Origin of the sequence: Cognatishimia sp. SS12, from assembly GCF_028369055.1 — a bacterium.
Taxonomy (GTDB): Bacteria; Pseudomonadota; Alphaproteobacteria; order Rhodobacterales; family Rhodobacteraceae; genus Cognatishimia.
Window position 1 is genome coordinate 207,708 of sequence record NZ_JAQNCZ010000001.1, and the last position, 24,691, is coordinate 232,398.

Annotated in this window: 21 protein-coding genes and 1 tRNA gene; 13 read left to right on the plus strand and 9 right to left on the minus strand. The window is 58.7% G+C overall.

Going from position 1 to position 24,691, the window contains the following annotated elements; translation table 11 throughout:
* The first annotated feature begins 11 nt into the window (after positions 1-11).
* Together N6L24_RS01000 and N6L24_RS01005 are read left to right on the plus strand one after the other, a co-directional pair.
* Positions 12-917 (plus strand): LysR family transcriptional regulator, encoded by a 906-nt coding sequence (locus N6L24_RS01000; RefSeq protein WP_271843451.1) that lies wholly within the window; start codon positions 12-14, stop codon positions 915-917.
* Between the two features lie 102 nt (positions 918-1,019).
* Positions 1,020-1,811: an inositol monophosphatase family protein gene (locus tag N6L24_RS01005; RefSeq protein ID WP_271842780.1), complete on the plus strand. Its 792-nt coding sequence runs from the start codon at positions 1,020-1,022 to the stop codon at positions 1,809-1,811.
* A gap of 39 nt (positions 1,812-1,850) precedes the next feature.
* On the opposite strand, the gene N6L24_RS01010 is transcribed toward N6L24_RS01005, so the two are convergent.
* Positions 1,851-2,597, minus strand: a complete 747-nt coding sequence (locus tag N6L24_RS01010) for a rhomboid family intramembrane serine protease (RefSeq protein ID WP_271842781.1) — start codon at positions 2,595-2,597, stop codon at positions 1,851-1,853.
* Positions 2,598-2,628: 31 nt separating this feature from the next.
* On the minus strand, positions 2,629-6,048 hold the full coding sequence (gene putA, locus N6L24_RS01015) for a bifunctional proline dehydrogenase/L-glutamate gamma-semialdehyde dehydrogenase PutA (protein WP_271842782.1): 3,420 nt from the start codon (positions 6,046-6,048) through the stop codon (positions 2,629-2,631).
* A gap of 117 nt (positions 6,049-6,165) precedes the next feature.
* On the opposite strand from putA, the gene N6L24_RS01020 reads away from it, so the two are divergent.
* A complete protein-coding gene (locus tag N6L24_RS01020; RefSeq protein ID WP_271842783.1) occupies positions 6,166-6,636 on the plus strand; it encodes an Lrp/AsnC family transcriptional regulator in 471 nt (156 codons plus the stop codon).
* A gap of 114 nt (positions 6,637-6,750) precedes the next feature.
* Positions 6,751-6,837, plus strand: a tRNA-Leu gene (locus tag N6L24_RS01025).
* Positions 6,838-6,856: 19 nt separating this feature from the next.
* Here N6L24_RS01025 and N6L24_RS01030 read toward each other — a convergent pair.
* Positions 6,857-7,159 (minus strand): hypothetical protein, encoded by a 303-nt coding sequence (locus N6L24_RS01030; protein WP_271842784.1) that lies wholly within the window; start codon positions 7,157-7,159, stop codon positions 6,857-6,859.
* A 332-nt stretch (positions 7,160-7,491) separates the two neighbouring features.
* Complete coding sequence (metG, locus tag N6L24_RS01035; protein WP_271842785.1) at positions 7,492-9,204, minus strand: methionine--tRNA ligase; 1,713 nt, start codon at positions 9,202-9,204, stop codon at positions 7,492-7,494.
* 209 nt (positions 9,205-9,413) lie between these two features.
* Here metG and N6L24_RS01040 point away from each other — a divergent pair, with 209 nt between their 5' ends.
* The gene (locus N6L24_RS01040) at positions 9,414-10,457 is read left to right on the plus strand and encodes an aldo/keto reductase (protein WP_271842786.1); all 1,044 of its coding nucleotides are present in this window, start codon (positions 9,414-9,416) and stop codon (positions 10,455-10,457) included.
* A 50-nt stretch (positions 10,458-10,507) separates the two neighbouring features.
* On the opposite strand, the gene N6L24_RS01045 is transcribed toward N6L24_RS01040, so the two are convergent.
* From N6L24_RS01045 to N6L24_RS01060, 4 genes are all read right to left on the minus strand, one after another.
* Positions 10,508-11,686: a sensor histidine kinase gene (locus N6L24_RS01045; protein WP_271842787.1), complete on the minus strand. Its 1,179-nt coding sequence runs from the start codon at positions 11,684-11,686 to the stop codon at positions 10,508-10,510.
* A gap of 220 nt (positions 11,687-11,906) precedes the next feature.
* On the minus strand, positions 11,907-12,551 hold the full coding sequence (locus tag N6L24_RS01050) for a TadE/TadG family type IV pilus assembly protein (RefSeq protein WP_271842788.1): 645 nt from the start codon (positions 12,549-12,551) through the stop codon (positions 11,907-11,909).
* A gap of 3 nt (positions 12,552-12,554) precedes the next feature.
* Positions 12,555-13,088 (minus strand): TadE/TadG family type IV pilus assembly protein, encoded by a 534-nt coding sequence (locus N6L24_RS01055; RefSeq protein ID WP_271842789.1) that lies wholly within the window; start codon positions 13,086-13,088, stop codon positions 12,555-12,557.
* Positions 13,085-14,815: a TadE/TadG family type IV pilus assembly protein gene (locus N6L24_RS01060; protein WP_271842790.1), complete on the minus strand. Its 1,731-nt coding sequence runs from the start codon at positions 14,813-14,815 to the stop codon at positions 13,085-13,087. The genes N6L24_RS01055 and N6L24_RS01060 overlap by 4 nt, the downstream gene beginning before the upstream one ends.
* 377 nt (positions 14,816-15,192) lie before the next feature.
* Here N6L24_RS01060 and N6L24_RS01065 point away from each other — a divergent pair, with 377 nt between their 5' ends.
* From N6L24_RS01065 to N6L24_RS01085, 5 genes are all read left to right on the plus strand, one after another.
* Positions 15,193-16,623 (plus strand): Glu/Leu/Phe/Val family dehydrogenase, encoded by a 1,431-nt coding sequence (locus tag N6L24_RS01065; RefSeq protein WP_271842791.1) that lies wholly within the window; start codon positions 15,193-15,195, stop codon positions 16,621-16,623.
* A gap of 106 nt (positions 16,624-16,729) precedes the next feature.
* Positions 16,730-17,035: a hypothetical protein gene (locus N6L24_RS01070; RefSeq protein ID WP_271842792.1), complete on the plus strand. Its 306-nt coding sequence runs from the start codon at positions 16,730-16,732 to the stop codon at positions 17,033-17,035.
* A gap of 89 nt (positions 17,036-17,124) precedes the next feature.
* Positions 17,125-19,083, plus strand: a complete 1,959-nt coding sequence (dnaG, locus tag N6L24_RS01075; protein ID WP_271842793.1) for a DNA primase — start codon at positions 17,125-17,127, stop codon at positions 19,081-19,083.
* A gap of 128 nt (positions 19,084-19,211) precedes the next feature.
* Positions 19,212-21,206, plus strand: a complete 1,995-nt coding sequence (rpoD, locus tag N6L24_RS01080) for an RNA polymerase sigma factor RpoD (RefSeq protein ID WP_271842794.1) — start codon at positions 19,212-19,214, stop codon at positions 21,204-21,206.
* 54 nt (positions 21,207-21,260) lie between these two features.
* Positions 21,261-21,527, plus strand: coding sequence for an HlyU family transcriptional regulator (locus N6L24_RS01085; RefSeq protein WP_271842795.1), 267 nt, complete (start codon positions 21,261-21,263; stop codon positions 21,525-21,527).
* Positions 21,528-21,555: 28 nt separating this feature from the next.
* Here N6L24_RS01085 and yghX read toward each other — a convergent pair whose 3' ends face one another.
* Entirely contained in the window at positions 21,556-22,455 is a 900-nt protein-coding gene (yghX, locus tag N6L24_RS01090) for a YghX family hydrolase (protein WP_271842796.1), read from the minus strand.
* Between the two features lie 124 nt (positions 22,456-22,579).
* Here yghX and N6L24_RS01095 point away from each other — a divergent pair, with 124 nt between their 5' ends.
* From N6L24_RS01095 to ribD, 3 genes are all read left to right on the plus strand, one after another.
* A complete protein-coding gene (locus N6L24_RS01095) occupies positions 22,580-23,002 on the plus strand; it encodes a secondary thiamine-phosphate synthase enzyme YjbQ (RefSeq protein WP_271842797.1) in 423 nt (140 codons plus the stop codon).
* 120 nt (positions 23,003-23,122) lie between these two features.
* Positions 23,123-23,590, plus strand: coding sequence for a transcriptional regulator NrdR (gene nrdR, locus N6L24_RS01100; RefSeq protein ID WP_271842798.1), 468 nt, complete (start codon positions 23,123-23,125; stop codon positions 23,588-23,590).
* Positions 23,587-24,684 (plus strand): bifunctional diaminohydroxyphosphoribosylaminopyrimidine deaminase/5-amino-6-(5-phosphoribosylamino)uracil reductase RibD, encoded by a 1,098-nt coding sequence (gene ribD, locus N6L24_RS01105; RefSeq protein WP_271842799.1) that lies wholly within the window; start codon positions 23,587-23,589, stop codon positions 24,682-24,684. Before nrdR ends, ribD begins: the two co-directional genes overlap by 4 nt.
* Positions 24,685-24,691: the final 7 nt, after the last annotated feature.

The following is a 24,691-nucleotide window of genomic DNA, read 5'->3' on the forward strand; positions in this document are numbered from 1 at the left end:
TTTGCATGAGGATGCACATTGAATTCCGCCATCTGCGCACCGTGAAGGCCATTCACGAATGCGGCGGTTTGGCGCGCGCGGCAGAGCAGCTCAATATCACGCAGTCGGCCTTGTCTCATCAGATCAAAGGGCTAGAGGAACAAGCGGGTGTTGAGCTCTTTGTGCGACGCTCAAAGCCCATGAAGCTGTCAGCCGCCGGCATGCGCTTTTTGCGGCTGGCGGAACGTATCTTGCCCGAGGTCCAAGCCCTAGAGGAAGAATTCAGCGGGCTGCGCGATGGCAAATCGGGGCGACTGCATATCGCCATTGAATGCCATGCCTGTTTTGAATGGTTGTTTCCCGTGTTGGAACAGTTCCGCAAGAAATGGCCGGACGTCGATGTTGATATCCGCCCGGGGCTGGCATTTGATGCGATGCCCGCCTTGCAAAAAGAAGATGTCGATCTGGTGGTCTCCTCTGATCCAGAAAATATGCCGGGTGTCGAATTTACCCATCTCTTTGATTACAATCCGGTTTTTGTCGCCTCAAGCCAGCATCCTCTGGCGCAGAAAAAATGGATTGATGCCGAGGATTTTCGCGGAGAAACTTTGATCACTTATCCGGTGGATCGCGCACGACTGGATCTCTTCAGTCAGCTTCTGACCCCTGCCAAAGTCGAACCCGAGCGCGTGCGCCAGGCCGAGTTGACGGCGGTGATCCTGCTGCTGGTGGCGTCCAATCGCGGTGTTGCCGTGCTGCCCGATTGGGTGGTGCGCGAAGTGAAATACAGCTCTGACTATATCACACGCCCGCTGACCAAAGACGGCATCACGCGGGGGCTGTTTGCCGCCACGCGCAGTGACGATCTGGAAAAACCCTACATGCAGGATCTGATTGCGCTGGCAGGGATCGAAGCGAAAAAACTGCAGGCCATTTAAGCGGCGTTTGTCTCGGAAATTCTGGGCTTTCCCCCGGTTTCGCCCTTGGCAAAAGGGGCGTCGCGGCGTATACGCGCGCCTTGATGTCAAAGGAGCCGAGCCATGGCGGTCAGCGCAAATCTTAACGTAATGATGAAAGCCGCCCGTAAGGCAGGGCGCTCGCTGGTGAAAGACTTCCGCGAAGTCGAAAACCTGCAGGTGTCTATGAAAGGCGCGGGCGATTTTGTCAGCCGCGCGGATGTCGCTGCCGAAGAGATCATCAAAGAAGAGTTGATGGGGGCCCGCCCCACCTATGGCTGGATGGCCGAAGAGGGTGGCGAGGAAGAGGGCAAAGACCCAACACGCCGCTGGATCGTTGATCCGCTTGATGGCACCACAAACTATCTGCACGGCATGCCACATTGGGCAGTGTCCATCGCGCTTGAGCACAAAGGCGAAATCGTCGCTGGCGTGATCTTTGATGCCGCCAAAGACGAAATGTTTTACGCGGAAAAGGGCGAAGGTGCCTGGCTGAATGACAGCAACCGTCTGCGTGTGTCCGGGCGTCACCGGATGATCGAATCCGTGTTTGCAACCGGCGTGCCATTTGGTGGCCGCAAGGAGTTGCCTGACACGTTGCAGGATCTGGCGCGCTTGATGCCAACCTGCGCTGGTGTGCGTCGCTGGGGCTCTGCAGCGCTGGACATGGCCTATGTCGCCGCGGGGCGCTATGAGGGCTATTGGGAACGTGGGCTGAATGTCTGGGACATCGCAGCCGGCGTGATCATCATCAAAGAAGCGGGCGGGTTTGTGCAGGCCATGGACCCAGAAGAAAGCGTGCTTGAGAGCGGCACCGTGCTTTGTGCGAACGAGCCGATTTTTGATCAGTTCTCAAAGGTTATCCGCAACAGTTAAAGTAAAAATGGCGCTCTTAGGAGCGCCTTTTTTGTTTGCTTATCGCCGGCGTTTCACCCGGGGGACTGTGCTGCGCGCATAGCGGTATCTTGTGCCCGGATGCGGCGGATGGCCGTGGTTCACGCGCCAGAAGGCCACACCGCCCTTGCGCAGCCACAGCGGGATCACCAGCAGGAAACCGACGACAAAGCCGCCCGCATGCGCCCAATAGGCCACCCCGGCGCTGGCGGCGTCGATCGACAGCCCGTTGATCAATTGCAGCGCAAACCAGATGCCCAGCATCACCCAGGCCGGGATCGATATGACTTTGATAAAGACGATCAGGATCAGCAGGATATCGACTTTGGCGCGCGGGAAGAGCAGCAGATAGCCACCCAGCACCGCGGCGACAGCGCCCGAGGCCCCAATGGTTGGCACGGGGCTGAACGGGTCAGAGGCCACCTGCAGGAGCCCCGCAGCGATACCCCCGAAAAGATAGAACAGCGTGAACCTGCCATGGCCCATCTCATCTTCGAGATTGTCGCCGAAAATCCAGAGAAACAGCATGTTGCCCGCGATATGCATGAAGCCGCCATGCAGGAACATCGATGTGAAGAGGCCAGCAAAGCCGGTGCCAGATGAGATGCGGTCAGGAAACAGCGCCCAGTTTGAATAGAAAAGCGACAAGGCGCGCGGGTCGCTTTCCAGCGGCCAGCTGTAAAGAAAGATCGCCACATTCGCGGCGATCAGAAAGTAGGTTACATAGGGTATGCGCCCGGATGGGTTGTGATCTCGGATCGGAAACATACCCTATAGCTGGGGTGTTTGGGGGCGGGCGTCAAGCCGCCCCACCCAGCAGGGCCGCATTCCCCCCGGCCGCTGTTGTATCGACACAGACATGCCGCTCGGCGCGGGCGCGGGTGACGTCGGGCTGCCCGGTGATCAGCGGAATCAACGCGCCCTCACGCTCTGCCAGCGCTTTTTCATAGGCGCGCGCTGTGTCAGCATCGCCCCACCAAAGCACCCCGGCAAACCCGCTTAATGTGCGCAGTGCCGCCGCCTCTAGGCTGCCGCTGGCCTGCGCCGCACGTCCGCCAAGTTCGGTGATGGCCGCTGCCTGCGCCGCTGCAGCGTCAGCCCCGGGCCCAAGGCAGAGGACTGGCGCGCGGGATTCGGTGGACAGGCGGTTGGATTCGCCCGTTGGTCCCGGCAGGCTGACCGTGGTGACAGGGGCCCCGGCAGGTGCGCTGTCGATGGCCTTTTGCATCGCCGCAGCATCCATGGAGTTTGCCCAGGTGCCATTGGCCTCTTCGGTGGGCACAGCGCGGAAGCGGCTGAGGTAGTGCGGGCCACCGGCCTTGGGGCCAGTGCCGGAAAGGCCTTCGCCGCCAAAGGGTTGGCTGCCGACAATCGCGCCGATCTGGTTGCGGTTCACATAAACGTTGCCCGCGTGGATACGGTCGGACACATGCTGTACGCGGTCATCAATCCGGGTTTGCAGACCAAAGGTCAGCCCATAGCCGGTGGCATTGATCGCATCGATCACTGCGTCGATCTCGCCGGCTTTGAAGGTCGCGACATGCAGAACCGGGCCAAAGATTTCCTTTTCAAGATCAGCGATGCTGTTCACGCGGATGATGCTCGGCGCGACAAAGGTGCCGGTCTGCGGCGTGCGCAGCTGATACAGCACGCGCCCCTCAGCTTGCGCCTCTGCGATATGAGCCGAAATTTCCTGTTGCGCGCCGGCGTCAATTACTGGGCCGGAATCGGTGCTGTAATGCCACGGATCATTGAGGTTCAGCTCTTTCATCGCGCCGACCAGCATTTCAAGCACATGGTCAGCGATGTCCTCTTGCAGATAGAGGCAGCGCAGGGCCGAGCAGCGTTGACCCGCCGATTGAAACGCGCTTTCGACAATCGCTGTGACCGCCTGTTCGGGCAGGGCGGTGGAATCCACGATCATGGCGTTGAGGCCACCGGTTTCCGCGATCAGAGGCGCGCCAGGGGCCATATTGTCGGCCATGGCTTTGCGAATGCGCTGCGCGGTTGCGGTTGAGCCGGTGAAACAGACGCCATTGACGCGCGGATCAGAGGTGATCGCCGCCCCCACTTTGGAGCCTGAACCGATCACCAGCTGCAGTGCGCTGCGCGGCACACCGGCCTGATGCAGCAGTTTCACGGCCTCATAGGCGATCAGCGGCGTTTGATCTGCCGGTTTGGCGAGCACGGCATTGCCTGCGGCCAGTGCAGCAGAGATTTGGCCTGTGAAAATGGCCAGCGGGAAGTTCCAGGGGCTGATGCAGGCAAATACGCCTGCCGGGGCGTCGCTTGGGGCGTTGGCCGCATAAAAGCGCAAGAAATCAACCGCTTCGCGCAGTTCGGCCACTTGGTCCATCGGGGTCTTGCCCGCTTCGCGTGCCAGAATGGCGAAGAAGAGACCAAAGTTTTCCTCAAAGAGGTCCGCGGCCTTGTTCAATACCGCAGCGCGCTCCTCTGGGCTGGCGTCCCAGGGCTTGGCAGAAGCCAGCGCAAGCTCAATGCCTTCGGGGCTGGCGTGCGCCACGGTGCCAAGGGAATCGCCGGGCAGATAAGGGTTGGTGACAGGCACCGGCGCAAGTGTCGGCGCATCGGCTGCGAGCAGCGGAACCGCATGCCAGGCCACATCCCGGTAAGGGGTACGTGCCGCGTCGATTTTTTCAAGCGTGGGCACATCGCGCAAATCAAAGCCTTGGGAGTTCACACGCTCTGGCGCAAACAGCTCTGGCCCAGTGGTCAAGCTGCCGGAGACCTCTGCATAGGTTTCAAACGGGTCACGGGCGACCGTTTCGGGCGCGACGTCTTCGTCGACAATCTGGTTGACGAAAGAGCTGTTGGCCCCGTTTTCCAAGAGTCGACGCACAAGATAGGCCAGCAGGTCACGGTGCGCGCCCACAGGTGCATAGATCCGGCAACGTGTGCCTTCGGCGCGGTGCACGATGTCATGCAGGCTTTCGCCCATGCCGTGCAGACGCTGGAATTCGAATGTGGTTTTGTCGGTCGCCATATCCAGAACGGCGGCCACGGTGTGGGCGTTGTGGGTGGCAAATTGCGGATAGATCCGGTCGGTCATGCCCAGCAGTTTGCGCGCATTGGCGATATAACTGATGTCGGTGGCGGATTTGTTGGTGAAAACCGGGAAATCCGCAAGGCCATTGACTTGCGCCAGCTTGACCTCTGTGTCCCAATAGGCGCCTTTTACGAGCCGCACCATGATCTTGCGATCCAGTTTGGTGGCCAGCTCATAAAGGTAATCCAAGGTTGCGCCGGCCCGTTTGCCATAGGCCTGCACCACAACGCCAAAGCCATCCCAGCCGGCGAGGGCGGGTTCGGACAGCACGGTTTCGATCACATCCATCGAGATCGACAGGCGGTCGGCCTCTTCGGCGTCAATGTTCAGGCCCATTTTGGCAGATTTCGCCAGCAGCGCGAGAGACCGCAGGCGCGGCACCAGTTCATCCATCACGCGCTCGCGTTGGGTCACTTCGTAGCGCGGATGCAGCGCCGAGAGTTTGACCGAGATCCCCGGATTTTCGCGAATGTCGGCATGGGTGCAGGCGGCTGCAATCGCCGTAATCGCGCGCGAATAGGCAAGGTGATAGCGCATGGCGTCGGCATCGGTTTTCGCCGCTTCGCCCAGCATGTCGTAGGAATAGGTGTAGCCTTTGGCTTCCATCTTGCTGGCGCGATCCATCGCCTTGACGATGGTTTCTCCCAGAACGAACTGGCGGCCCATTTCCTTCATCGCGCGGCCAACGGCGGTGCGGATCACCGGCTCGCCCAGGCGTTTGACGGCACCGCGCAGCGCGCCTACGACGCCTTTGTTGTCGTCATCCAAAACCTTGCCGGTCAGCATCAGCGCCCAGGTGGAGGCATTGACCAAAGACGAGGTGGAATGGCCCAGGTGTTTGCCCCAGTCAGACGGGGCAATCTTGTCTTCGATCAGCGCATCAATGGTATCGGCATCCGGCACGCGCAACAGCGCCTCGGCCAGACACATCAGGGCGATCCCCTCATCGGTGGACAGGCCGTATTCTGCCAGAAACACCTCCATCAGACCGGGCTGGGTCTGGTTGCGGATCTTGCGCACCAGTTCTGCCGCAGCGCTGCTGATGCGCGCGCGGTCCGTGCTGCTGAGGCCGCTGGCCTCTTGCAAGCGCTGCACCAGCGCGGTTTCATCCTGATAGGTGAGGGTGTCAATGAGACGGCGATGCGATGTCATGGGATTCTCCACGAAGGTATTTCGGCGATTTGAATAGTATTGCATATCATATGTGGTCTTTTCGTCTTATTCACATTAATATGGTATTCGTTTCGCCTAAAGATTGGGGTTATTGATATGCAAAGTGATCAGGTTGAATTGGATCGTCACGACCATAAGATTCTGGATGCGCTCGCCAGCGACGGGCGGATGTCTATCACGGACCTGGCCAAGACCATCGGACTGTCAAAAACACCCACACAGGCGCGGCTGCGGCGGCTGGAAAAGGATGGTGTGATCAGCGGCTATCGCGCCATGGTGGATCCGGTGCGCTTGGGGCTTGATCACATCGCCTATGTCGAGGTGAAGCTGGACGACACGCGCGAAGCGGCGTTGCGGGCCTTTAACGCGGCGGTGCGCAAGATTGCCGAGGTTGAGCAGGCGCATATGATGGCGAGCCATTTTGACTATCTGCTGAAAGTGCGGACCCGCAATATGAAAGGGTTCCGCCGTGTCTTGGGCGAAAAAATCTCGACTCTCCCGCATGTTGCCAGCACCTCGACCTTTATGGTGATGGAAGCGGTGAAGGAATTTGGCTTGGATGACTGATGGACAAAGCTGCGGCTCTTTGCCGGGGCAAAGCCCCTGTGGTTTGCCATCACAGATCTGTTGAATCGGCCTTTACACCCCATGCCGGCACGCTATTGTCGCGCGCGTTGGTGCGCCCTCGTGGTGGAATGGTAGACACAGGAGACTTAAAATCTCTAGGCCGTATAGGCCGTGCCGGTTCGAGTCCGGCCGAGGGTACCAACAAATGTCGCGGTAGCCGTTATTGGGCCGACTGCGCCAGACGCACGTGTTCGCGGGCATCGCGCATGAGGTCGCTGACAAATTCCGGATTTTCGGCGAGCCAAGCGCGATAGGCGTGATAGCCGCGCATGTCGAAATCAAAGCGCTCTGCGCTGGACATCGCTTGATAGGTGGCGGCGTCTGTATCCCTGAGCAATTCAAATTTTATCGCCGTCTGATAGCCGACGCAAAGCTGCGCGTCTTCAAGGGGCAGGGGCGCAATTTCGGCTTGGGCGTTGCAGAAGAAAAAGGCGGTAATCAGGTGGATAAATTCCGGTGTCATTCTTGTTCCCTCCAGCCATTCAAAGCGGGGGGAGCAAGGTAAAACTACACGGGCTACGCGACACACAGCGCGCGCCGAACTCTCCACAGGGCTTTGAAGCAGTTCTTTATGTGTTGAAAAACGCGCAGCACATCCAGTCTTGGCGGCACGTCTGGGCACAGCTTGAACAGCGCGGTACCCTTATTTACTGTCGCATAAAGAGTGTGAATGTTCAATTATTATGTTAATATTCGGCGTGGTTCGCAAGAATATTGCGCGACGCCATGCTGAGGGGTTGGGCATAAAAAACGCGGCCCGCCGGGCCGCGCTTGTCGCTTTGGACAGCTCTGTGCTTAGTCGCGGGTGCCAGCGAAGCGTTCTTGCCAGCTGTCGCGTTCCTCATCGGTGATCTTGCGGAATGTCACCTCGGGCACGGTAAAGGCATGGCCGGGGGCCAATTTGGAGAGCTGCGCGGCCACATCGTCGGGCCATGGCGTCTCTTCGGCGTTCATGGAGCCCAGGAGAGAGGCGGCGGCATCCGGGATGAATGGCGCGGAGAGGACCGCATAAAGCGGGATCAGGTTCAGCGCGAGCCGGATCTGAATTGCGGCCTTGGCCGGGTCGGTCTTGAACGTCGACCAGGGGGCCACGGTCTGCAGATATTCATTGCCCGCCGCCCAGATCGCGCGCAAATCTTGCGCCGATTTGCGCACTTCCATGGCTTCCATGTGCTGCTCATAGGTGCGTACACGTCGGCTGATATCTTCGATCAACGCCAATTCGTCGGGGCCATAATTGCCACCTTCGGGCACCGCTTCGGAGAATTTGGAGCGGCAGAACTTGGTGACGCGCGAGACAAAGTTGCCCAGCACATCCGCCAGATCCTTGTTGCAGGAGCTTTGGAAGCTTTCCCAGGTAAATTCGCTGTCGCTGCTTTCAGGCGCATGGCTCAGTAGCCACCAGCGCCAGTAGTCGGCAGGCAAGAGTTCTAGCGCCTGATCCATAAAGACGCCGCGCCCGCGCGAGGTTGAGAATTGGCCACCATCATAGTTCAAGTAGTTGAAGGATTTGATGTAATCCACCAGCTTCCACGGCTCGCCCGAGCCAAAGATCGTCACCGGGAACGATAGGGTGTGGAAGGGCACGTTGTCCTTGCCCATGAACTGGGTGTAGGTCACATCTTCGGCCCCTTTGTCGGTGCGCCACCAGCGTGCCCAATCGGTGCCTTTGCCCGCATCCACCCATTCCTGGGCTGCCGCGATATATTCGATCGGGGCATCAAACCAAACGTAGAACACCTTGCCTTCCATGCCGGGCCAAGGGGCATCGCCTTTCATCACCGGCACGCCCCAATCAAGATCACGGGTGATGCCGCGGTCTTGCAACCCATCGCCGTCGTTCAGCCATTTCTTGGCGATGGATGTGGTCAGCACCGGCCAGTCACTTTTGCTGTCGATCCAGTCCGCCAGTTTGCCGCGCATTTCGGATTGGCGCAGATAGAGGTGCTTGGTTTCGCGTTCCTCAAGTTCGGTCGAGCCGGAGATGGTGGAATAGGGGTTGATCAGATCGGTTGGATCGAGCTGCTTGGTGCAGTTGTCACACTGATCCCCGCGCGCGCTTTCAAAGCCGCAGTTGGGGCAGGTGCCTTCGATATAGCGATCCGGCAGGAACCGCCCATCGGCATGGGAATACATCTGGGTTTCGCTGACTTCGCGGATCAGGCCCGCATCGGCCAGTCGGCCTGCGAAATGCTGGGTCAGCTTATGGTTCTGCACGCTGGAGGAGCGGCCAAAATGGTCAAAGGACAGGCGAAAGCCTTCGGCGATGCGGGCCTGAACCTCGTGCATTTCGGCGCAATATTCTGCGACGGGTTTGCCGGCTTTGGCCGCGGCCAGTTCTGCCGGGGTGCCATGTTCATCGGTGGCGCAGAGAAACATCACCTCATGGCCGCGCCCACGCTGATACCGGGCGAACAAATCCGCAGGCAATTGGCTGCCAACAAGGTTGCCCAGATGTTTGATGCCATTGATATACGGAATGGCGGATGTGATCAGGTGCCGTGCCATGGATCGCTTTCCTTCATGCGGTGTCCGGCCTTCCCTAGACCAAAGTTGCCCCCAGTTCCAGAGGCGGATGCGATCTGGATCCCGAATGGGCGCGTGTCGAGTATCTTCTTGCAATGAAAGGGTGCCGTGCCAAAAAAATCGCGGGTTTTGCGGTTGCAGTCTGCGGTGTCGCCCTTACCTTTGAGCCAAGCAACAGAGAGGACAGTGCCATGAAACGCAACCGGCTTGGCCGCACCGATATCGAGGTTTCGGCCCTGTGCCTTGGGACCATGACCTATGGGACACAGACCCCCATCGAGGACGCCCACCAACAGATGGATATGGCGCTAACGGCGGGGATTGATTTCTGGGACACGGCTGAAATGTACCCGGTCAATCCGGTCGCGGCCGAACACCAGGGGCGCTCCGAAGAATTCATTGGCAGCTGGTTTGAAAAATCCGGCCGCCGGAATGAAGTGATCCTGGCCACGAAACATTCGGGCGAGGGCATGAAGATCGTGCGTGATGGCGCGCCCATTTCATCGGCCACAATTCCAGAGGCGATTGATGGCTCGCTTAAGCGGCTCAAGACCGATTACATCGATCTTTATCAGTTCCACTGGCCCAATCGCGGCAGCTATATGTTCCGCAAGAATTGGACATTTGATCCCAGCGATCAGCCGCGCGCCGAAACGCTCGACAACATGGCAGATTGTCTTGAGGCGCTGCAAAAAGAAGTGGCGCGCGGGCGCATTCGCGCCTTTGGCCTGTCCAACGAAAGTGCTTGGGGCATGGCGCAATGGGTGCGGCTTGCCGAAGAGATGGGCGCGCCGCGTGCGGCCAGCATCCAGAACGAATATTCGCTGCTCTGCCGCCTCTATGATACGGATCTGGCTGAACTCAGCCATCAGGAAGACGTGGGGCTGATGGCCTTCTCGCCGCTGGCCACCGGGCTGCTGACCGGCAAATACCAGGGCGGGGCGGTGCCTGAGGGCTCGCGCCTGTCGATCGGGCGCAATCTGGGTGGCCGGATGAATGATCGCACATTGCCGATCACGCAGCTGTATCTGGATCTGGCAGCGCGTCATGATCTGGACCCGGTGCATATGGCGCTGGCCTGGTGCATGCAGCGCCCGTTTATGATGTCCGCGATCTTCGGCGCGACCACTGCGGCGCAGCTGGAGCATATCATTGCCGGTAAGGATTTGGTGCTGAGCGATGCCGTGATGCGCGAAATCGACCAAATCCACCAAAGCGCGCCAGCGCCGTATTGAGGCGCGGCCGACGCATGAGACCAAACGTGACCGTCACCACAATCTGACGGTCACGCCATACCGAAATTCGCATCTATGACCCGTGCGGCCATGTTTGCAGTTCCTTGCGCGCTTTCATCGGTTTCCAGCACATGGATGGGCACGCGCAGCCGATACACCAACCGATCGCTTTCGATCACACGTTCGGCCGTGCCCTGAAGCATCGTCGGGATAATCTTGGTCAGCAGGGTAGAGCCGAAACTCGCCGTTCCCTCGACATTGCCCCCGGCCATACCCGAAAGATCCTCCTGCCATTCAACCACCAGCTGCGGATCGGCCGCCTCCGTTTCTCTGCGCCAAGTTACGGACACCTGACCGTCGTCCCCGGACAACGCGCCGTATTTTTGCGTGTTGGTGGCAAGTTCATGAAGGGCCAGACCAAATTGCTGCGCCGCTTCTGAGCTGATGTGCAAATCGGGGCCATCGACGCGAATACGGTCTTCGTATGTCAGGCGCAGGGGGGTGAGTTGATTGTCCACTACGGTTCCCAGGTCTGCGGAGGCAGAGCTATCTCCCCCGATCACCATAGACGTCGCACTGGCCAGCGCATTGATGCGCCCCAGCAGGACCGAAACATAGTCATCAATATTGGTTTGCCCACGCGCGCTTTGCCGGGCGATGGATCCAACCACAGCCAGAAGATTTTTGCTACGGTGCACCGCTTCGCGCGCCACCACGGCCATTTTGGCATTGGCCTGTTCAAGCTCTTCTGTGCGCTCGGCGACCGTTGCTTCCAGCGCCAGCTTGATCTCGCGCAGCTCGGCCTCTGACGCTTCGTATTTGGCGACTTGTTCGCGCAATTTCTGGTTCAGCGCCTCGAGCTCTCCGTGGCTTGGAATTGCGATGAGCGTCGGCACAAGGCGGAACAGCACAAGCGCCGTCAGCCCCGACACAAGCCCGGTGGCGAGTTTGGCGATCCCAACATAGGGGTAAATTGGCCACCACAGGGTGACGATGTTCAAAAGGTGGGTGAGGCCACAGAGCAGAATAAACCCGGCAAATAGCAACACCAGCTTGCGGTTGCGCAGGTCGGGACGTTGTTTCAGCACCCGCAGCAGCGATACCGGGATCGCGGTGTAGGCCGCAAAAATAAGTACATCAGAGCCCGCCCAGAGCACCACGAGCCAAGGCTGCCAAAGCAGACACATGCCGTGGGGCATGTACTGCCAGATATCAATGAAATGTCCCATGATTCTTTATCTCTGCCCAAAGTCAATATAAGTGCTAGCACTATCCACGCCGCAGATAGAAGAACTATGCCGCTTCTGGCAGAATGCGAGGGTAATGCGAGGCTAAGGTGGGCACATTAGATCACCCCTGCCGTCTCGGAATAGGCAAAAACACTCAACAACGATGCACAAAAAAGGCCCCACTGGTGCGGGGCCTTTCTGTCATGCTCGTATCTTTGCGTTAGCCGGTCGTATCGCTGCTTGTGCCATCGTCAAAGGCCAAGAGCGGTGCATAGCGGGGGCGGGTGAACACAAACGTATCGATATCGTGGTCCCCAAGGCCGACATTCAGAATTGGGCTGTAGGTAAAGAAGCTCTCAACCACAATCACCGTATCCTGGTCTGCCATGGTCGGCAGGCTGTCTGCCAGATCCACCATATCGCTGGCTTGCATGGCTTCGTATTGCGCGCCGCGCACTTCGGACCATTGCAGCTCATAGGCGGCGTCGGTTTCGTTCCAGGTGATCACCGAGAGCCGCAGGGAGGCACCGGGGTCTGGTGTGACCTCAACGCCGTCGATATTCAGCGTCGCCGCATATTCGGTGTTTTCCGCCTGTCCGCCGACCATCGCCTCAAACAAGGTCAGTGTATTGTCGACGTAGGTTGGCGTGATCGCATTGGTTTCACGCGACAACATATCGCTGATGGTATAGCTGGCTTTTTCGGCGGCTGATTTGGTGCGGAACACATCAAAGTAGATCGCCATGGCCGCCATCGCCCAAAGCAGCAACGGCAGGATCAGCGCGGTTTCCACCGCGATGGTGCCATCTTTGTTCTTGGCGAATTGCGCCAGTCCGGCGCGAAGTCGTTTTGCAAACCGTGTCATAGCTTAACGAGGCTCCTGTACAAAGGCCGTCATCTTGGTGATGCTGGCATAGCCGGCGTCATCCTGTGTCAACGCGGCTGCAAAGCTTGTGCCGGGGAAAATCGGTTCAAACTTGGCGCAGGCGCGAATGATGACCAGCTCGTTATCCATGCCAAAGCTGTATTCTGACATGGGGGTGATTTCGGTGGATTTGTCGATGCAGGCATAGTCCTCTGGCAGGGCCTCCCAGGCGCGCAGATTGCGCGGCAAGAGTTCCAGCGTCAGGTTCTCCTGACAATCTGGCACCACGCCATATTGGCAGACCATGGCCTTCAACTCTTCATGCGTGGGGGAGGCCCCTGTGTTCAGACGGATCCAGCGCACCGTTTCATCCAGCGACCGTTCCAGCATGGTTTGCCGGATCGTCATGATCCCGATTTCCACACCCGCCATCAAGGCCAGCAGAAGGATCGGCACCATTACCACAAATTCGGTTGCGATATTCCCGGCGTCCTCGCGGCGGAACGCACGCAGTTTGTTCAGCAATACCTGTTTCATTGTGTCAACCTCAGCTGGCGGATGGAGGCGGCGATGGCCGCAAACGCATCGTTGATTTCTAGCCCATCCACATCAAAGTAGTGGCTGGCAGAGCTGGCGCAGTTTTGCAGAACGGTCTGCCCGCCCGAGGGCGCTTCAAACCCGATGGTGAACACCACGATGTCCTCGTCCTTGGCCGCATCACAGATCGCTTGGGTGCGCGTGTTCTTGGCGCTGCTGCCCACATATTTGCGGATAGAGCTGTACCAATCGTAGTTGGCGTCATCGTAGCCCATCCAAGGTTTGTAGTGATTGTCGCGGTTGTATTTCATCGACGTATAGGCCCAGAGGCCTTCATAGGTGATAACCTCGGCGCTGCCCGGTTCGTCTACCGTGACGGTGGTTTCGATTTCTTTATATTTCTTGCATTTGCCGTTCTTGCGGAAAGAGGTGCATTCGCTTGAGATTTCCGTGGTTTCATAGGTGCCCTCGCCATAGGCGTGGTCATTCCATGTCCCGTCATGTGGCCAGTAAAACATCGGCTCAAACAGATCGCCGTCGTTGTCCTCATCGCCGGAATCTTCACCGATATAGACCGAATATTTTTCTTCCTGCTCGTTCCACCAAATGTTGGATTCGCCAGAGCGGAAATCTGGGTGAATGTAATATTGCGACGTGTTCTGACCATCGGTCATCAGCACAATCACTTTCAGCGTTTCGCTCGAGGAATAGGCGTTTGGGCGGCCTTCAAAGGCGCTGGCCACGGCCCCATCGCTGATCATATTGCTGATCACAGGCTGCAGGCTGCTGTCGAGCAGCGCGGTGCCCCATTTCATGCCGATGTCGATCGACGTATTGCCGCCGCCCCACATCGAGTCGATGAAGGTTTTCAGCGCGCTTGCGTCTTTCTGCATCACCACGATCTGGCGGCTGGTGTCGGTGGATTCGCGGCAGACCGGGTTAGAAACCAGGTTGACCGGATCATCATCGCGGCCATCATTGCTGGACCAAGGGTCAAAATGCATCGTCCGTGTAAAGGCGGTCGCCGGATCCAGCGTTGTCGTCGCAAAGTCATCCGATGCAAAGTTGATGCAATTGGAATGGCTATGTTCTGTCGACAGGTTCAGATATTGCGCCAGGCTATCGGGCGCGGATACCTGCGTTGCATAGGGCACGATGTTGACCGACAGCTTGCCATCTTCGGTGGTGGTGGTCAGCGTGTCGACAAAATCCTTGGCTGCGATCTTCAGGTTATAAAGACGGCTGTTGTTGTTCATAGAGCCGGACACGTCCAGCACCATGGAAATTTCAACGCTGCCAATACGTTCTTCTGCGCCGCTCAGCGCGTTCATGGTCAAGGTGTCCACCCCGGCCAGATGCATGAATTTGGTTGCCATGGAGGTATCAGCGGTCGCGGTAACGGTGCGATAGCCTAGACCTTCTTCGACCTGAATATCCTGCAGATGCTCAGAGAGCGCGGATTTTTCAAAGTAGTCTTCGACCACGCTTTGCGGATCCAGATCTTGCTCCAACGACGATGCCGCCAGAACCGCGCGATCCAAGGTATCTTGCAGTTGCGTGCGGCGCATTTCCGCCAGCATGACGTCAACGCCGATACCGCCAACCATCAACATGATCAGGAAAATGATCATGCCTAGATAGACCATGCTACCGTCTTCTTCGCGGCGGAACTGCCGCAGGAAGCGGGCAGAATCCGTCCTTCTGTGTCGTGCAGAATGGTGTCCCATGTCTTGTCCCTCACTTAGGCCCCCAAAACCGCCCCCAAAACACGAATGGGGGCGACTCCGGATACTTTCACTCCCGATTGTGTATGACGGTAAATTTGGGCCGAAATACGGCGGGTTATGTGAATTATTGGGCCGTTTCGCCCCATATTTGCGGCATTAATGGGGCGAGGCGGGCTGATCGTGGGATTGGTGGGCTATTGTCGCGAAATCGGAAACAGAACAGATTTTCCGCGGCCTGCTGGAAATTGGATCAGAAAAAGTTTTCAAACTGATGAAATTTTGTGCAGATGCGCCTCGCTTCTTGTGGTGAAAAAGGATTAGGTGAAGCTATTGAGTTGCGACATTGAGTCGCGAGATTGCTTGTCGGGAGGTAAATGATGAGCGTAGCGAATGAGCCGAGTTTCCGTGACAGTGTGGATCTGATGTTCAACCGGGCGGTGTCCCTGTTGGACCTGTCACCTGGGCTCGAAGAAAAGATCCGTGTGTGCAACGCGACCTATACTGTGCGGTTTGGCGTGCGCTTGCGGGGCAAAATCCAGACCTTCACCGGCTACCGCTCTGTGCATTCCGAACATATGGAGCCGGTCAAGGGCGGTATTCGTTATGCGCCTTCGGTCAACCAGAACGAAGTGGAAGCGCTCGCAGCGCTGATGACCTATAAATGCGCGCTGGTTGAGGCCCCGTTTGGCGGCTCCAAAGGGGGGTTGTGCATCGACCCAACCGAATTTGAAGAACATGAGCTGGAGCTGATCACCCGGCGCTTTGCGTATGAGCTGGCCAAACGCGACCTCATCCACCCGTCACAAAACGTTCCAGCCCCTGACATGGGCACGGGTGAACGTGAAATGGCCTGGATCGCCGACCAATACGCCCGCATGAACACCACTGATATCAACGCGCGGGCTTGTGTGACCGGCAAGCCGCTGAACGCCGGCGGGATCGCGGGGCGTGTCGAGGCCACGGGCCGCGGTGTGCAATATGCGCTGCAGGAATTTTTCCGCGATGCGCGCGACATCGAAAAGGCCGGCCTGTCCGGTTCGCTGGATGGCAAGCGCGTGATTGTGCAGGGCCTTGGCAACGTGGGCTATCACGCCGCGAAATTCCTGTCCGAAGAAGATGGCTGCAAAGTGATCGGCGTGATTGAACGCGACGGCGCGGTGGTCAGCGCGGATGGGCTGGATATCGAAGCGCTGCGCCATTGGATCGTGAACCATGGCGGCGTCAAAGGGTTCCCGGATGCCACCTATGTGGAAGACGGTTCCAAGGTTCTGGAAGAGGATTGCGACATCTTGGTGCCGGCGGCGATGGAAGGTGTGATCAATCTGACCAATGCTGAGCGCATCAAAGCCCCGTTGATCATCGAGGCCGCGAATGGTCCGGTCACGGCGGGCGCGGATGATGTGCTGCGCAAGAAAGGCACGGTCATCATTCCTGACATGTATGCCAACGCAGGCGGTGTGACCGTATCGTATTTTGAGTGGGTCAAAAACCTCAGCCACATCCGCTTTGGCCGCATGCAACGCCGTCAAGAAGAGGCGCGCCACCAGCTGGTTGTCGATCAGCTCGAAGCGCTGTCAGACTCCATGGGCAAATCATGGTCGCTCAGCCCGGATTTCAAACAGAAATATCTGAAAGGCGCGGGGGAGCTTGAACTGGTCCGCTCTGGTCTGGATGACACCATGCGCATTGCCTATCAGTCGATGCGCGACATTTGGCACGACCGCGAGGATGTGACCGATCTGCGCACCGCCGCCTATCTGGTGTCGATCCAGAAAGTCGCCGCAAGCTATAAGGCCAAGGGCCTCTGAGCAGCGCGCCGCCGAAAAACCGATCAAAGCCCGCCTTGTGCGGGCTTTTTTCTTGCGGTGCCCCGGCGTGGCTGGCATTTCTGGGGCAAAGAGACGGAGATGACCCATGCGTATTGCGCTGACCTGTGCTGTGATTTTTGCTGCCAGCCAAAGCTGGGCTGAAGAGGCTGGCGACCCCAAAGCCGCGCAATGTGATGCGCTGGGCGGGGTTGTGACGCAGCTGGTTGCGCTGCGCCAAGACGGCAAACGCGAAAACCGCGCCATTCGCATGCTGACCAAGGGCAATGCCGCGATTGATGAGCCACTGCGCCCGGCGGTGCAGTTTCTGGCTGGCTGGGTCTATTCACTGACCGATGACGAACTGGGGTTTGAGCCCGGCCCGAAATACGCCGAAGCCTGCAAAACACAGTAAGCGCGCGTCCTGAAAGTCAGGCCGAGTTCTCCACAGCATTTCGCCGCCCTGCGCTGGACATCCGCGCGCGCGCGTTCATATAGTACCGCATGAGCCTCACCCCCGCTTTCATGGATGAACTGCGCAACCGTACCAGCATCGTTCAGGTGGTGGGGCGCAAGGTCATGTGGGACAGCCGCAAGTCCAATCAGGGCAAGGGCGACATGTGGGCCCCATGTCCGTTCCACCACGAAAAATCCGCGTCTTTTCACGTCGATGACCAAAAGGGGTTTTACTACTGCTTTGGTTGCGGCGCAAAAGGCGATGCCATCAATTTCGTGCAGGAAAGCGAGAATGTCAGCTTTATTGATGCGGTCAAAATCCTCGCGGATGAGGCGGGGATGACGCTGCCCGATCGCGACCCGCGCGCGCAGGAGAAAGCGGACAAGCGCGCTGGGCTGACCGAGGTGATGGAGCAGGCGGTGCAATTCTTCCGCATGTCTCTGCGTACAAATGCGGCGACCGAGGCGCGGGCCTATCTGGCGCGGCGTGGCCTGACACCGGCGCAGCTTGAGCGTTGGGAAATCGGCTTTGCGCCAAATGGCTGGCAGGCGCTTTGGGATGCGCTGAAGGCTAAGGGCGTGCCTGATGAGTTGATCCTCGGGGCAGGGCTGGCCAAACCCTCGAGCAAGGGTAAGGCCCCCTATGACGTGTTTCGCAATCGCATCATGTTTCCCATTCGCGATGCGCGCGGGCGGGCGATTGCTTTTGGCGGGCGGGCGCTGGACCCGAATGACAATGCCAAATATCTGAACTCGCCTGAAACCGCCCTGTTTGACAAAGGGCGCAACCTCTACAACCACGGCCCGGCGCGGGCCGCCGTGGGCAAAGGCCAGCCGCTCATTGTGGCCGAAGGCTATATGGATGTGATCGCGCTGGATGGCGCGGGGTTTACCGGGGCGGTTGCGCCGCTGGGCACGGCGATCACCGAAGCGCAACTGCAGCTCTTGTGGCGCATTTCGCCGGAACCTGTGATCGCGCTGGACGGCGATGCCGCGGGCATTCGCGCCGCGTTGCGTCTGATTGATCTGGCCTTGCCGATGCTTGAGGCTGGGCAAAGCCTGCGCTTTGCGATCATGCCTGAGGGGCAGGACCCGGATGATCTGCTGAAAGCCAAAGGGCCCGAGGCTTTGCAGGCCTTGCTGGATGCGGCCAAACCAATGGTGGACCTGCTGTGGCAGCGGGAAACCGAAGGCAAAAATTTTGACAGCCCGGAGCGTAAAGCCGCCCTCGACAAGGCGCTGCGCACGAAAATCAAACAGATCCGCGACCCGAGCATCCGCGCCCATTATGGGCAGGCGATCAAGGATCTGCGCTGGGAATTGTTCCGGGGCGCTGCGCCTGCACGCGCGAAGGATGGCCGCAAAGCGCGCGGCGGGGATTGGCGTAAGCCGGCGCCGCCACGCGCGCAGGCCACAACCAAAGCCTCGTTGCTGGTGGCCGGAGATGAGGCGCACCAGCGTCATATGCGCGAAGCGGTCATTTTTGCATCGATCCTTTCGACCCCGGCGGTTCTGGATGAATTTGAAGACCAGCTGGAAGCCCTGCGCTGCGCTGATGACGATCATAACTTCATCCGCGATCTTTTGCTGCGGCAGGCGCATCGCGGAGTGCAGGATCTGAAATCCATCATTGCCGACGCCATGGGGCCGGAGGCCCTTGATTTTCTGCTGGCGCACCCACATGTCCGCATTGCGCCCCCCGTGCGTCGCCCCGGTGATGTTGATACGGCGCGCCAGACTGTCGCCGAAGAGCTTGGCAAACTGACTGCGGCGCTGGGACATCGCGCCGAAGTGGCCGAAGCCGTTGAGGTGATTGGCGAGATCGAAGATGAGACGATAACCTGGCGGTTGGGCCAAGCCGCAGAGGCGCATGACCGCGCCGTGCGCAGCATTCAGGAGGATTCAGCGGAATATGAAACCGGAGAGAATGGTGCCGCCATCGACAAGGACGAACGTGCAGCGCTGAACGCGCTGATGGAACGAATCAGTTTCACGAAGAGGCGATGATGCAAATTTTCTGGCCTCTGGGTGAAGAATTCATAAAGAAATCGGGGTAAACGGGTGTGCGAATCGCGCAATCGCGCTATTGATTCGCTCTAATACGAATCACCAGCCCTTGTTTGCAGGAGCAGCGAATGGCCGCAAAAGACAACGACGACCGTAAGCCAGACGATCAGGACGCGGAAATCTCACTTGATATGAGCCAAGCCGCGGTCAAGAAAATGATCTCGGAGGCGCGCGAAAAGGGCTACATCACCTATGATCAGCTCAACAAAGTGCTGCCGCCTGATCAGGTCAGCTCTGAGCAGATCGAAGATGTGATGTCGATGCTGTCCGAAATGGGCATCAACATCATCGAAGACGAAGAAGTCGAAGACGAAGAACAAAAGTCGACCGCGCTCGTCGATGCGTCGTCTGGCAATCGTGAAATCACGCTTGGCTCGGGCAACACCGAAAAGCTCGACCGCACAGATGACCCAGTGCGCATGTACCTGCGCGAAATGGGGTCGGTTGAACTGCTGAGCCGCGAGGGCGAGATCGCCATCGCCAAACGCATTGAGGCTGGGCGCAATACGATGATTGCCGGGCTTTGCGAAAGCCCGCTGACCTTCCAGGCGATCACCATCTGGCGCGACGAACTTCTGTCCGAAGATATTCTGCTGCGTGACGTCATCGACCTGGAAACCACCTTTGGCAACCAACTGGGCGAGGATGACGACGAGGAAGAAGAGGCAAGCACCGTTTCGGCCGCCAATGTCTCCTCCGCGCCAGACAAGAAGAGTGACACGCAGGAACTAGACGCCGACGGCAACCCGATTGCCAAGGATGACGACGACGATGACGATGATGAGCAGGCGAACATGTCGCTCGCCGCGATGGAAGCAGCGCTGAAACCGCGTGTGCTGGAAACGCTGGATCGCATCGCCGACGATTACGAAATGCTGTCTGCCATGCAGGACAGCCGAATTTCGGCCACGCTGAACGAGGATGATACATTCTCTAGCGGGGATGAAGAGAAATACCAGAAGCTGCGGTCTGAGATCGTTGAACTCGTGAATGAGCTGCACCTGCACAACAACCGGATCGAAGCGCTGATCGACCAGCTATATGGCATCAACCGCCGTATCATGCAGATCGACAGTGCGATGGTGAAACTGGCTGACCAGGCACGGATCAATCGCCGCGAGTTCATTGATGCCTATCGCGGCCGTGAACTTGACCCGACCTGGCTTGAGGATATGACGCAAAAGCCCGGTCGCGGCTGGCAGATGTTCATGGAACGCTCGGTTGAAAAGGTCGAAGAACTGCGCGCGGACATGGCGCAGGTCGGGACCTATGTGGGTCTAGATATCTCTGAATTTCGCCGCATCGTGCAGCAGGTTCAGAAGGGTGAAAAAGAAGCCCGTCAGGCCAAGAAAGAAATGGTCGAGGCCAACCTGCGCCTCGTGATTTCCATCGCGAAAAAGTACACGAACCGTGGCCTGCAATTCCTTGATCTTATTCAGGAAGGGAACATCGGCCTGATGAAGGCGGTGGATAAGTTCGAATACCGCCGTGGCTATAAATTCTCGACCTACGCCACCTGGTGGATTCGCCAGGCGATCACCCGTTCGATTGCAGACCAAGCGCGCACCATTCGTATCCCTGTGCACATGATCGAAACGATCAACAAACTGGTGCGGACAGGTCGTCAGATGCTGCATGAAATTGGCCGCGAACCGACCCCGGAGGAATTGGCCGAAAAGCTTCAGATGCCGCTTGAGAAAGTGCGCAAGGTGATGAAAATCGCCAAGGAGCCGATCAGCCTTGAGACCCCGATCGGGGATGAGGAAGACAGCCAACTGGGCGACTTCATTGAGGACAAGAATGCCGTGCTGCCGCTGGACAGCGCCATTCAGGAAAACCTCAAGGAAACCACGACTCGCGTGCTGGCCTCGCTCACGCCACGCGAAGAACGGGTGCTGCGCATGCGCTTTGGTATCGGCATGAACACCGACCACACCCTCGAAGAGGTGGGCCAGCAGTTCAGCGTGACGCGCGAGCGTATTCGCCAGATCGAAGCGAAAGCGCTGCGCAAGCTGAAACACCCAAGCCGCAGTCGCAAACTGCGCAGCTTCCTGGATCAGTAAAGACACACGCCCTGCCGATGAATTGGCGGGGCGTTTTCCTATGGGGGGACCCTGATGTCACTTTTGAAAAAGCTTTTCGGCGGCGCAGCCCCGAAAGAGGCAGAGCCTGAAACCTACAAAGGGTTTTCCATTTTTGTGGCACCGCAGAAAGACGGCGCGAACTATCGCATTGCCGGTCGGATTGAAAAAGAGGTCGACGGCACGCTGAAAACCCATAATTTTCTGCGCGCCGATACTTTCAATACCGCCGACACCGCCGCCGACATGACCCTGATGAAGGCCAAGCAGCTGATTGACCAGATGGGCGAGCGCCTGTTCTAAGCGCTCGCACCCGCGCCATTTTCAGACCCTAGGTTAGGTGGGTGTTGAAAAACGCCACCGTCCGCTCCCACGCCAGATCCGCAGCCGCCTCATCAAAGCGCGGCGTGCTGTCGTTGTGGAACCCGTGGTTTGCCCCCTCGTAAATGAACGCCTCATAGGTTTTGCCATGCTCTTGCAGGGCCGCTTCATAAGCGGGCCAGCCGGCGTTGATGCGTTCATCCAGTGCCGCGTAATGCAGCATCAGCGGGGCCTGGATGCGCGGCACGTCTTCGGCCGCGGCCTGGCGACCATAATAAGGCACCGCTGCGCCCAGTTCCGGGTAGGCCACAGCTGCCGCATTGGCGACCCCGCCGCCATAACAGAACCCGGTGATGCCGACCTTTCCGGTGGTCAGTTCATGACCCATCAGGAATTCAACGGCGGCGAAGAAATCATTCATTAGCTTGGTGCCATCGACCGTGCGCTGCAATTCACGCCCTTCGGCATCATTGCCCGGATAACCGCCCACGGATGACAGCCCATCAGGGGCCAGCGCCACAAACCCGGCTTTGGCCACACGCCGTGCGACGTCCTCGATATAAGGGTTCAGCCCGCGATTTTCGTGCACGACCACAACGGCGGGGCGTTTTTCGGCAACCGGGGTGCCACCCTCGGCCGGGCGCACTAGATAGCCACGCACCTCACCGTGCCCATTGGGCGATGTGTAGGTGATATATTCGGGCAAGATCTCGGGATCGGTGAATTGCACCTGCGTCGCCCAGGCATAATTGGGCTGCATCAACTCAAACGCGGTGAGCGCCGTCATCCCGGCCAGCGTATATTTGCCGGCCCGGTTCAGAAACTCGCGCTTGGTGATTTTGCCATGCGCATAGAAATCATAAAGCTCCAGAATGGCGGGGTGAAAATCCTTGGCAGTCAGACGTTCCATAATATTATCTCCCTGAAGGCACGGCGCCGCTGCGCCGACCTGCAAAGGGTAGCACGGCGCGATAGATTGGCGACGGGCGAATGCATCACGTCCTAGTGATGAGGCAATTGGAAAAAGGCAGAGCATGCAACATCGGTTTGAGGTCCGCACCAGCGGGCAGGGGCTTTATGAATTCACCCGCGATGTTCAGGGCTGGCTGCAAACGCAGCAGGTAGGCGCGGGCCTGCTCACGCTCTTCGTGCAGCATACCTCCTGCTCGCTCTTGATCCAGGAGAATGCCGACCCCGAGGTGCAGACAGATTTGCGTAATTTCTTTCACCGGCTGGTGCCGCCAACCACCGACCCGGCGATGTCTTATTTGACCCATACCTACGAGGGCCCTGATGATATGCCTGCGCATATCAAGGCGGCGCTCTTGCCTGTGAGTTTGAATATTCCCATCGTTGATGGCGCACTGGCCTTGGGCACATGGCAGGGCATTTACCTGTTTGAACACCGCAATGCCCCGCATCAGCGCCGCATCATTGGGCATATTTCCGCCGGGTGATGCATCATATAGCGGCTGCATTTCTCCACTACCCAAACTCTAGCGGGTCGCCTATAGTGGCTGTGGATAACTTTGGGCTGCACCCAAAGTTGCATGGCATGTCGGTTTTGGGGGATTATCATGCGCTGCCCGTTTTGCGGAAATATTGACACTCAGGTGAAGGACTCGCGCCCAGCGGAAGATCATGTATCCATTCGGCGGCGACGGTTTTGCCCGGCCTGCGGTGGGCGGTTCACCACCTATGAACGGGTGCAGCTGCGCGATCTGGTGGTGGTGAAATCCTCTGGCCGCCGCGAAGATTTTGATCGCGACAAGCTGGAGCGCTCGATCCGTATCGCGCTGCAGAAACGCCCGGTGGAGCCTGAGCGGATTGACCAGATGATTTCTGGCATCGTGCGGCGTCTGGAAAGCATGGGCGAAACCGATATCAATTCCAAAACCATCGGCGAAATTGTCATGGAGGCGCTGGCGCGGATCGATACTGTGGCCTATGTGCGCTTTGCGAGCGTCTATAAAAATTTCCAGGCGGCGGATGATTTTGACAAATTCGTTTCCGAACTCAGGCCGAATGTGAAGCCAGAAGAGTGAGCCAGCAAGACCACCGTTTCATGGCGCTGGCGCTGTCCATGGGGCGGCGCGGGCAGGGGCGCTGTTGGCCGAACCCGGCCGTGGGATGCGTGATCGTGAAAGACGGGCGCATTGTCGGGCGCGGGCACACACAGCCCGGCGGTCGCCCCCATGCGGAGACTGAGGCGTTGGCGCAGGCCGGTGCCGCCGCGCGCGGGGCTACTGCCTATGTCACGCTTGAGCCCTGTTCGCACCACGGCCAGACGCCGCCTTGTGCTGAGGCACTGATTGCGGCGGGCATCGCGCGGGTTGTTGTCGCCGTGGGCGACAGCGACGGGCGTGTGGCCGGGCGCGGGTTTGACATGCTGCGGGCGGCTGGGATCTTGGTTGATGTCGGCATTGGCGCGGCTGAGGCGGCGCAGGATCTGCAGGGATTTTTTCTGAAGACAGAGCAATCGCGACCTTTCCTGACGCTCAAGCTTGCAGCCACTTTGGATGGGCGCATTGCCACAGCCACCGGTGAAAGCCAGTGGATCACCGGGCCTGAGGCACGGCGGCGTGTGCACATGAGGCGCGCCCGTCATGATGCGGTGCTGGTGGGCGGCGGCACGGCGCGGGCGGATGATCCGTCATTGACCGTGCGCGATCTGGGCATTGATCATCAGCCGGTGCGCGTGGTGGCGAGCCGTCGGCTTGACCTGCCGTTGATGAGCAAACTGGCGCGCAGCGCAACAGAGATCCCTGTGTGGCTGGCGCATGGGCCGGATGCGGATGCAGAATTGCTACGCACCTGGGCGGATCTGGGGGCAGAGCTGCTGCCCTGCGATCTGTCGGGTGGGCATTTGTCGCCAAAGTCGCTGTTGCAGGCGCTTGGGGGCAAGGGGCTGACGCGCGTCTTCTGCGAAGGCGGCGGCGCCTTGGCGGCCTCGTTGTTGTCAGCGGATCTTGTGGATGAATTGGTGGTCTTCCATGCGGGTATGGCCATGGGGGCCGAGGGCACGCCCGGCATTGGCGCGATGGGCATTGCGGCGCTGCGCGATGCGCCGCGCTTTGCGCTGGTCCGGCATGAACCGGTTGGCGGCGATATCATGAGTGTCTGGCGGCGCCCCACCTAGGGCCGCG

What these genes read in the sequence shown, in the direction of transcription:
- N6L24_RS01040 (WP_271842786.1), top strand. Translation starts at nt 9,414, where the DNA reads ATGAAACGCAACCGGCTTGGCCGCACCGATATCGAGGTTTCGGCCCTG.
- rpoD (WP_271842794.1), top strand. Translation starts at nt 19,212, where the DNA reads ATGGCCGCAAAAGACAACGACGACCGTAAGCCAGACGATCAGGACGCG.
- N6L24_RS01005 (WP_271842780.1), top strand. Translation starts at nt 1,020, where the DNA reads ATGGCGGTCAGCGCAAATCTTAACGTAATGATGAAAGCCGCCCGTAAG.
- metG (WP_271842785.1), bottom strand. Translation starts at nt 9,204, where the DNA reads ATGGCACGGCACCTGATCACATCCGCCATTCCGTATATCAATGGCATC.
- N6L24_RS01065 (WP_271842791.1), top strand. Translation starts at nt 15,193, where the DNA reads ATGAGCGTAGCGAATGAGCCGAGTTTCCGTGACAGTGTGGATCTGATG.
- N6L24_RS01085 (WP_271842795.1), top strand. Translation starts at nt 21,261, where the DNA reads ATGTCACTTTTGAAAAAGCTTTTCGGCGGCGCAGCCCCGAAAGAGGCA.
- N6L24_RS01020 (WP_271842783.1), top strand. Translation starts at nt 6,166, where the DNA reads ATGCAAAGTGATCAGGTTGAATTGGATCGTCACGACCATAAGATTCTG.
- N6L24_RS01055 (WP_271842789.1), bottom strand. Translation starts at nt 13,088, where the DNA reads ATGAAACAGGTATTGCTGAACAAACTGCGTGCGTTCCGCCGCGAGGAC.
- N6L24_RS01050 (WP_271842788.1), bottom strand. Translation starts at nt 12,551, where the DNA reads ATGACACGGTTTGCAAAACGACTTCGCGCCGGACTGGCGCAATTCGCC.
- N6L24_RS01045 (WP_271842787.1), bottom strand. Translation starts at nt 11,686, where the DNA reads ATGGGACATTTCATTGATATCTGGCAGTACATGCCCCACGGCATGTGT.
- N6L24_RS01000 (WP_271843451.1), top strand. Translation starts at nt 12, where the DNA reads ATGCACATTGAATTCCGCCATCTGCGCACCGTGAAGGCCATTCACGAA.
- N6L24_RS01095 (WP_271842797.1), top strand. Translation starts at nt 22,580, where the DNA reads ATGCAACATCGGTTTGAGGTCCGCACCAGCGGGCAGGGGCTTTATGAA.
- N6L24_RS01010 (WP_271842781.1), bottom strand. Translation starts at nt 2,597, where the DNA reads ATGTTTCCGATCCGAGATCACAACCCATCCGGGCGCATACCCTATGTA.
- nrdR (WP_271842798.1), top strand. Translation starts at nt 23,123, where the DNA reads ATGCGCTGCCCGTTTTGCGGAAATATTGACACTCAGGTGAAGGACTCG.
- N6L24_RS01070 (WP_271842792.1), top strand. Translation starts at nt 16,730, where the DNA reads ATGCGTATTGCGCTGACCTGTGCTGTGATTTTTGCTGCCAGCCAAAGC.
- putA (WP_271842782.1), bottom strand. Translation starts at nt 6,048, where the DNA reads ATGACATCGCATCGCCGTCTCATTGACACCCTCACCTATCAGGATGAA.
- yghX (WP_271842796.1), bottom strand. Translation starts at nt 22,455, where the DNA reads ATGGAACGTCTGACTGCCAAGGATTTTCACCCCGCCATTCTGGAGCTT.
- N6L24_RS01060 (WP_271842790.1), bottom strand. Translation starts at nt 14,815, where the DNA reads ATGGGACACCATTCTGCACGACACAGAAGGACGGATTCTGCCCGCTTC.
- dnaG (WP_271842793.1), top strand. Translation starts at nt 17,125, where the DNA reads ATGAGCCTCACCCCCGCTTTCATGGATGAACTGCGCAACCGTACCAGC.
- N6L24_RS01030 (WP_271842784.1), bottom strand. Translation starts at nt 7,159, where the DNA reads ATGACACCGGAATTTATCCACCTGATTACCGCCTTTTTCTTCTGCAAC.